Source organism: Flavobacterium sp. (genome assembly GCF_030146175.1).
In the GTDB taxonomy this organism is placed as follows: domain Bacteria; phylum Bacteroidota; class Bacteroidia; order Flavobacteriales; family Flavobacteriaceae; genus Flavobacterium.
In genome coordinates this window covers 1-9,317 of the sequence record NZ_JASLCE010000143.1, presented here as the reverse complement: position 1 = coordinate 9,317, position 9,317 = coordinate 1, and the positions used below count along the sequence as shown (strand labels likewise).

Here is a 9,317-nt window from a genome sequence, read left to right as displayed (position 1 = left end):
CTTCATCGTCCTTCTCCTGATTCTGGAACCCATAACGATATGATTCTGAGGACTCATGACGGTTTGGCACTAGCATCCCAAACGGATAGTAATCATTGTATGAAACTACGTCTGGAATTAACAGTACTCCTCGCCCATATAACCCAGCCAATTTACGGTCGGTAATTACAGAAAGAACGTTACCTAAATGGTTCGATAATTCGTAGTTTTTATCCCCTACAAAACGATAAGCTGTAACCGGTGTTCCAACTGCTGCAGATGTACCCTGACCTTGATCCAATCCTTCACAAACGTCTCCAATACCATCACCATCAGCGTCTTCCTGACCCGGGTTGTAAATCGTTCTACAGTTGTCACAAGCATCACCTCTTCCGTCACCATCCGTGTCAATCTGATTGTAGTTTGGATTGTTGATACAGTTGTCACAAACATCTCCTCTACCATCACCATCTGTATCGGCCTGGTTTGGATTATATGTGTACATACAGTTGTCACAAACATCTCCAACACCATCACCATCCACATCACTCTGATTCGGGTTAAATTTATTCGGACAGTTATCCACTGCATCCGGAATTCCATCACCATCAGAATCTAGTGCTGTTGGTCCACAATACGATTGCGTATACGGAACACCATTTCTTGTCATTGTCAGCAAATTGTTAGTTGCCGTAGGTTGTCCAACCGGTCCTTCATCAAACGGGAAGACATATACCGGAGTATTATCCGATCCCTGACCATTATTTACAGTATACGTAAAATCACACATTTCAACTGGTACTCCCTGGAAAGAATTTCCAAAATAGTTCCCGTCAACATTTCCGTATGTTTTTGCGGTTTTACCTAAAGTATTCGAAACAGGATCCGGTTCCGGGAAGTCTCTTGTATCACCAGATTCCGGTCCGTTTAACTCTTGATTTACATTCGTTATAAAATCTCGCGACGTGTAAACATTTCCGTTAATCGTAAACTGCGGGCTAAAACTATCGCCACTTACCGATACCTTCGCATGGAAGTTCCATTCTGTTTCCGGTATCGCATTTCTCAATTCGTATGTCCAAACGGTTTTATAGTTTCTATAATTCCAACGTCTGTGGAAAACAAAGAACGGTTTATAACGGTGGAATCGTTTCGTATATTTTTCAACTTCTAATGCCGGTACATAAGCGCCACTTGCATTTCTCTTAATCACAATACGCGCAATACTATTATCCCATTGTTTATATTCCGGTCTTCTGGCACCGTCTAAAGTTACTAACGCATGATTTTGATTGACTGACATCGCTGAACCTCCAACAATTTTGAAGTTTGCTCTGATTTCAAATTCCTGTGTTTTTCCACCCTGATCAAAGAAATTAATACTCTTGTCGCCATCGCCCCAAGTAACATTGTTATTTCCACTAAACGATAATCCCCAAATAGAAGACGGATTTGTTAATAATGCCTGCGAAACATTGTCCGCAATTTGTGCTGTAGCTACAAGCGCATCCATTCGTAAAGCAATTCCTCTTCCGGTCTCCGCATTAAGCTCTTTTCTGCTTTTTTCAACTCCAAGACGACTGCTTCCGTAAATCTCCTGTTCAATCAGGTAGTATTTTTCCGGTTGTCCCCATCTCTTGACCATCTCATAGGTGCTCATTGCATTTCCTTGTGCATCACGTTGGTAGAATGTAGTCGTCACATCGCTTCCATTGGTAACGATTTTAGCAATTCTTTTTCCTAAACCATCGTATTCGAAATCAATTACCGTTCCATTGCTTTTATTTATCGATTTCACTTTTCCATCCACTCTCCAGCTAATATTTAAGCCTTCTTTTTCATCACGGATTAACTGACCAATCTCATCGTACTGGTAGTTATTTTTATCCTGATTATCGATATCTAAAGTCGTATCATTCGGATTCGACGGGTCATTAGTAAACGCTCCGTTAGGAACGGCATCCTCAATATGCATCAATTTATTCGTTCCGTCCTGATAATGATATCGCAATTCATCCATTATTTCAGAGTATCCGCTATTTTTATTCCTCGGTGCCGTACGATTTAATGCCAGTATGTTACCATTTCTGTCATACGAATAATTCGATTGATAGGATTCCTCTGTAAACATCCCAAATATATCATTAATACTTAGGGAGTTCATAGCCTTAATTCTGTTTAACTGATCGTATGCATAATAATTATACTGCGATGCTAAATTTACCTGAGACAAATCCATTAAAGAGGTAACCATCTCTTTAATGTTTCCGTTATATAAATTTCTCTCTCTTTCCAGACCGTTTGCTAAACTATAGTTTAATGCCATATTGTCTTTACCATTCGTAACATGATGTCTGGATTGGTAGTCACCTCTAAAGTAATTTAATCCAAATCCGAAAGCATCTTTCGCTGCACTACTAAAAAGATCTCCGTCGCCACCTATGTCATAGTTGGTATAAGCACCTCTAAGTGTTATTGTACCTAAACGTTCTGAGTTCACTCCTTTTAACCAACCTTGAAGCGTATAAAAATAATCCAATCCCTGAACTTGCTTATCTCCAACTACAAGTCGTGCTAAAGGTCCATGCTCATAATAGTCGTATTTCGCTTCTTTTTCCCATACGATTTTATCCTTACTGGTATAAACCTGCGTAATTCGGTTATCGGCATCATACTCATAACGGTGAACAAACTGATCTGCTTTTTTAGGTTGGTACGTTACGCTATTTACGTTTCCGCTCACTAGGTCGTAATCGTAGATCACTTTTTTGATATCCTGATTTAAACTTCTTAAGACCTCTTTATTCGTATGATAAATAAGTTCTTTTACGTTTCCATGGATATCATAATCGTACAAAATGGCATTATCATATTGATCATTCGCGATAATTTTTTGTTCATCAAAGTTTACACCATCCTCCATGATGCTATACGTTAGTATAGCTGTAACTCTTTTGTGGTTATTATTATCAGAATACGATTCAAACCAACCGGTAGTATTTTCAACCGGGGTATCATAAAGCGTTCGCGTTACTTCATAACGTCTATAATTATACGTTTCCAGATCACCTACCGGAGAACCTCCTACGATAACATTTCCTTCCTCGTTAATATAAGCTTGCTGAGGCTCGTATTCTCCAGCTTCCACAATACGTCCCAGACCGTCATAACGTGTATAACTAAATCTTGGTTTTGGCATCGCAGCCTGTTTTGCATTTTGTGAGGCAATAATACGTCCTAACTGATCGTAAGCAAATCGTGCTTCACCACCATCCGGTGTTTTTTGCCATACCAACTGATTCAGGGAATTATAACGGTATAGCGTTTTCATCCTGTGATTCGGATCGACAAGAATACCGCCTACTGTCTGTTGCTCTTCTTCTGGTACTGAGGTTCTAATCTCATTGATTAAACCATTGGCGTCCGGCGCTAATCGGGAAACTCCCTGAGGAGGAACCGTTTGCACTAGGTTTCCTGCCTGATCATAATAGTATAACGTATACTGGTACTCTTTATCATAAGACACCTTATTCAACGATTCCTGTAATCCGTTGATAGCGGCCTGAATATATTTTTGTTTAAATTCTTCTCGTTTTGCAGCAAAATATTCCTCCATTAATTCCTGTATATACGTCTGTTGTACCGAGTGTACAAAAATCTCACAAGGGGTAGGAATATCATCTACTTCCAAATTGATGGTCGGAACCATAGGTGCCGGAGGACATATTTTATTTTCTACCACATATTGATTTACGAATTCACTCCACTCAATAAACGGATGCGACATCAAATACGTACCATAGGCATTAATAACCATTTGGGTACCATTATAACCATAATTCAAATTGGTTGCTCCGAATTCACTTATCGATATAAAGGCCGGCATACTAACATCATAAGCTCCCGTTATATTCAAATAATGTATATAATCTGTAACCAGATAACCCAGATTGGCTTCACAGAAATATTTCGCATCTTGAGCCAAATGATCCGGCATTTGATACCCTTGTACAATATCCATTATATCGCGGAACTGGAACCATTTATCCACACAAGCCATCGGAGGAACGGTAGACGGTATACAAGATGTACAAGGCACCTGAATTACAGAATTACATTTTCGTGCAGTGATACATTTACTGGTACCGTTGGCAACAATTTGCGCCCCTGTATTGGTGGTAACCGTAGCGGTAAAATTACCCGATTGTGTATTGGTAAAAGACAATCCCGAGATATTCGTAACATTTGCAAACGAAACACCTGGTACTGTAAACACTACTTCACATTCCGATTCTTTGGCAAACGTAAATCCAATTTGAGAACTGGCAGTATTTTCTACTTTATAGAAGTTATTGATACTGGCTGACGGAGCCGCTCCAGATAACTGAACATACGTATTTAAAGCCGGTAATCCGTTAGCTGTAGACCCATCGGCTACAGTTTGCTTTTGTATAAGATCCTTTAATACGGATGTCAATGCATTCGTTACCCCAAATTCTTCTTCGCAGAACGCTTGCTGAAGGCAGCTTATCGTACCATAAGCTTCCTGAATTCCAGCCGGAAAAGTCGCTCCAAATCGGTCACCATCCGAAAACGGACCATGATGTACAAAAACACTAAAAGCATACGTATTATTGCCTAAATCCTGAAGTATCTTAAAGTTGGAAAAATGCGTAATACTCTGGACGTAAGTGTTAAAAGTCCCCCCTCTCTTTGGATAAGTATAAAGAGGAAGCTCAAATTGACATGCCGATGAACCGGCAAAGAAATTAAACTTAATTCCACTTTGGGTTGATAATCCGTTAGACCAGCTGGTTGTATACTGGTTCACCGTTGGATTGTTACCAATAATGTAAGGTGCTACAGCCTGCATTTCAACCGGATTATATCCATCTGCTATAATACTTGGTAAAAATGGTCCGGAATTGCCTCCTACACTCCAAAGATGATTCGTCAGGTTTAAGAAATTAGCACCAGCAACTTGCATTGGAGAAACTTCTTCCGTACAGATACAACTATAGTTTAATGGTGTGATACGTCCATATAGGGTAAACACCTGATCTTTCAGATCCAAATAACTGATTGCTATTTTGTCATCACCACTTGCAACACCATTCACCATATTCTTTTCAATCTTTATTCCCGTTACTCTATAAAAAGAGCCCGGTAGGAAAGATGGATTTCCAAATTCGTTAACCAGATTATAAATTGTAAACGGAGTTGGGCCGTTAACCGTAAAACTGGTACTCGGACTACACGACCAGGTTGAATTTAATGCCAAGTCGCTTAATACCTCCGGCATAACACTGCTTCCATAGGTATATTTATCATTTGGAGCACCATTTAAGGCTACACCAGATGTAAATAATTGTCCCGGAATATTTGGATTTGTTCCTTTTAAAGCATTCATAACGCGTACCAATGCTTTTTCAAAACGCACTCGTTTGTCGCAATTTTCACCTGTTTCTCCAGCTGCATCCCCGAAACTACATTGTCCGATAGCCGCTTTAACAGTTCCTTCCAAAACGATCTCTTCAAGAGCCGGACAACTTGTTCCTGTAAGTCTTTTTAGAACCGCAACAATCTGGAATTTATAGGTATTATTGGCCGCATTAAATGATCCCGGCACATAATAAATATTCTTGAAGTCTACAATCTTAAAGTTTGTATTATAAGCCGTCCATGTAGGAGCCGGTAACGTTTCGTTACAGCCATTCATATAGGAGCCTATAGATAAAGTCTGTGTTAAAATCTTAAGTTCGATTGGTTGTGAAATAACACCGCTCGCGGTATTAAAAGTAAGATTCAAACTCGCTCCCCCATTTACAATATTTCCATTAATGGTAACATTTTGTGGGTTTGCCGCATAAGCTGCCGGGTCTAATAATACCGAATTAAATAAATCCGGTGTTAACATTGGCATGCTGTAGGCATTAAAACCGTAAAGCAATAATCCCTGGCTTTGGAAAGAAGGATTGATCAATCCTTTTAATAAACTTTCGGTATCCACTAATAATGGACATTTTCCGGTTTGCTGATAGGTATGTGCATCCGCATCAGCAGTCGCATTGGCACTTGTCTGTGCTCCCGGAACACCGGAGTTAAAGCCGTAATCAGCTGATATAAATCGTTTTTCTTTATTTTTATAGTAGGCTACTGTAGTTGTAGAACAAGCCAGTATCGTACCAGCAGGCGTTGTTGGAACCGGAGTTGCAAAAGCCTGGTTGATTCGTTGTAACAGGTTACTATAATTATTTGTTGTATTATATTTTTCAAATAGTGTTACAAAAGTATCAACGTTTTGTACGTCGCCAATACAACCGTTATAACCACTATTTCGTAGGGCAAACATATGGGAATATACCGTTCTCGTTTTTTGTTTAAACGCGATATAGTTATTCATAAAGCTCTTCCAAACACGCTCTTTTTCACTCGGATTCAGCGCATTAAGAATCGGAAGCAACTGGTTAAGCGGAGACGTAACCAAACTCTGATAGGTAGAAGCCGGCGCAATTCCATTACCGAAAACAGTTGTATAATACGCCGTTTGTAGCATATTCAATCGGGCATTATTAGCCAATTTAATACCCTCGTAATTCGTATTCATTGCTTCTACCAATAAATTCCTTCTCAGGTTAAAATCAGCAGCCGTTTCTATCTCATACGTGATACCCTGTGCAGGCATTGTTGTAATCTGACTGTTATAGAAAGGGTCATTAGCCGTAATATTGACTAAATTTTGTACCATTCCATTTGTTGTAAAGACATTGCTATAATCCAAGGCTTTAAGTTTCTCATCAAAGCTATCCGAGTTATCTCCAGTTGAATTTGTTTTAGCACAAATTGCTTTATTATATTTCAAATACTGGTATTCCGGGTGGTATGGCAATAACGATTCTGCCCAGCTTGCTTGCCAGTTATTTACAAAATCCGTTACATTTCTTAAATATTGCGGACGCACATATTTATTTGATGAAGTAGGATCCAGTGGATCATCTTCGACACTAGCCGAAGGCATTACCTCCGGAATATAGGTGTTATAATTGATTCTTTCTACTTTAACCTTTGCAATATCACCGTTATCGTCCATATATGGCGTTGCCGGTCTTCTCCAGTTATAGTTCGATACATTTTGAGTAACGGTTAATCCGGTATCCAAATCGACATACGTCTGTGTTGAAGAACCACCATATAACAATTGGTTGTCTTCATTAAACAAACTCAAGGTATCATCTACACTAGTTGCAGGTGTTGTTGTTCCACCTGGTTGTGCCGTTGGAAAATCGATTCCTGAAATTGACCCGTATTGTCCATGCGGACTAACATCCGATAACAATATGCTGGTATTGATGTTACAGGTATCTCCCGGCTGTATACACAATTCTCTACAACCATCTAACATTACTCTAAGTTCCTTTTTGAAACGAGTCACATATATATTGATTGTATACTGCGAAATAAGTCCATTCACATCTACATATTGTGTTCCGTTATAAGAAAATGAACTTCCTGCGAAATTAGTGTTCAGATTGTCGATTACATATTTTCGTTCAGCAAGTAAGACATAATACTCTCTTACATTGATGTCTCCCAATACGCTTTCGTCTGTACCAATAGGGAACGTTGTTCTATATGCCGCACATTCCTGTGGTGTCAAATAGGTACAAATCAACGCTTCCTCGCAACTTCTACACGTCACGTGACAGTCTTCTTCGCTAATATCAACTACATAGTTTCCTAAAGTCGGAAAACACGGATTGCTTGTAATTCTTAATTGTGCGATATAATCATCTGCATATTGCTCGACAGCGGCCTGATTTACCCGGATATCTTTACTTAAAGTATACGAACCAATTTTTAACACACCGGACGTTGAACTTCTATTGAATAGAATCGCTGGTGCATTCGGCGTATACGAATTCAGATTTACCGCTCCTAACTGAAAGACCCCGCCCGGAATTTCAAAATCACCATGCTGGTTGACTAACATACCGCTACCGCAATCATCCAAAAGATTCATACTCCAGTCAAATACAAAAGGATAGTGTTTTCCACCCATACAATAGTCGGTATAGGTATTAGTAGCATGTGTCAGACCATAATTAAATGTTAACGCTTCTTCCTTAATAACACCTATCTGCTTATTTAATCGTACTCCATCCAATAGGATTCCATTTTGTCCGGTAGCATACGCATCGTTATTCGACAACACATTAGCCGTTGTCATCTGGTGTAATGCATTATTCGTTTCATCCTCTAACGAGACCATAGGCTCTTTTGGATTATCACCGGCCAACGCTGTAGCAATAGTTCTTCCCTGTGGATCCAGATAATTGATACTAACCTGTTTATTTGGATCGACAACTACATTCTTTTTATAGCGTTTGAAATCCCCTACTTTATATCCAAAAAGTCGGTTTAATTCTTCCTGATCCGGTTGCAGGTATAAATAACTCATTTCATGCCCATTACCCAATTGAAGCTCTTGTCCTACGCCTCCTTTTCTTCGGATTCTTCCCGTGTTATCCGGCGTATATTCAATCTGAGAAAAAGGATATTTATTGGCATTAGGTACAAAATCCTGGTAGTTACCTACAATAGGATTTTCTTCCGAATAATATTTACTAGAACCGGAACTTTTAGACATTCCCGGTGGCACTATAGGTTCGCAGATTAATCCATTAAGTCGATCCCAATCGAAATCATGATGGGTAAAAACCTTCCCGCCATCATTTTTATTTAAGTCACGGTAATAGCGAATACCGGAAGCTTCAATAGGAGTTGGTAATACTTCTATGGCAACACGTCCCTGATTATCATATACCGATTCTCCAACAATTGTTTTATTATTAGTATTTGTTTTCGTAACCGTTTGACGATTACGTAAGGTACCATCGAAATAACTTACAACTTCTTTTTTCTTACCATCTTCGGCAAAAGAAGCCTTATACTGCCAGTTCTTTTTACCAACTTCATGATCGGCATCAATTTCAAGGAAAGTACCCCAGTTAGCTACATTCTGGAAGGCACCGGCTAATCCGGATGACCAGGTTCCATAATAGCTCTTTTTGGTATCGTCAAGGAAGCGTCCAACCGGTCGAACCCGGTATACCAGATAACCTTTGGAAAACACCAATGGAATTCTATATCGTAACTCTTTAGTTTGTACTCGAGTGCTATTTAGTTTAAAATCCTGTTCTGTTAAGGCAATCTGATTCGGCATCAATTTGCTTCCGTTTGGCCCAAAGTTATCCACCCAGGTCCATTCCAGTTCATATTCCGTCGCTGGTGCGTCATTATAACGCGTCCAGTTGATTTCCAGTTCTTCGGCACCATCA

Annotated in this window: 1 protein-coding gene; it reads right to left on the bottom strand. The window is 39.5% G+C overall.

The features are described from left to right. On the bottom strand, window positions 1-9,317 hold a 9,317-nt coding region (locus tag Q1R07_RS15875; protein ID WP_300492143.1), incomplete at both ends, for a thrombospondin type 3 repeat-containing protein.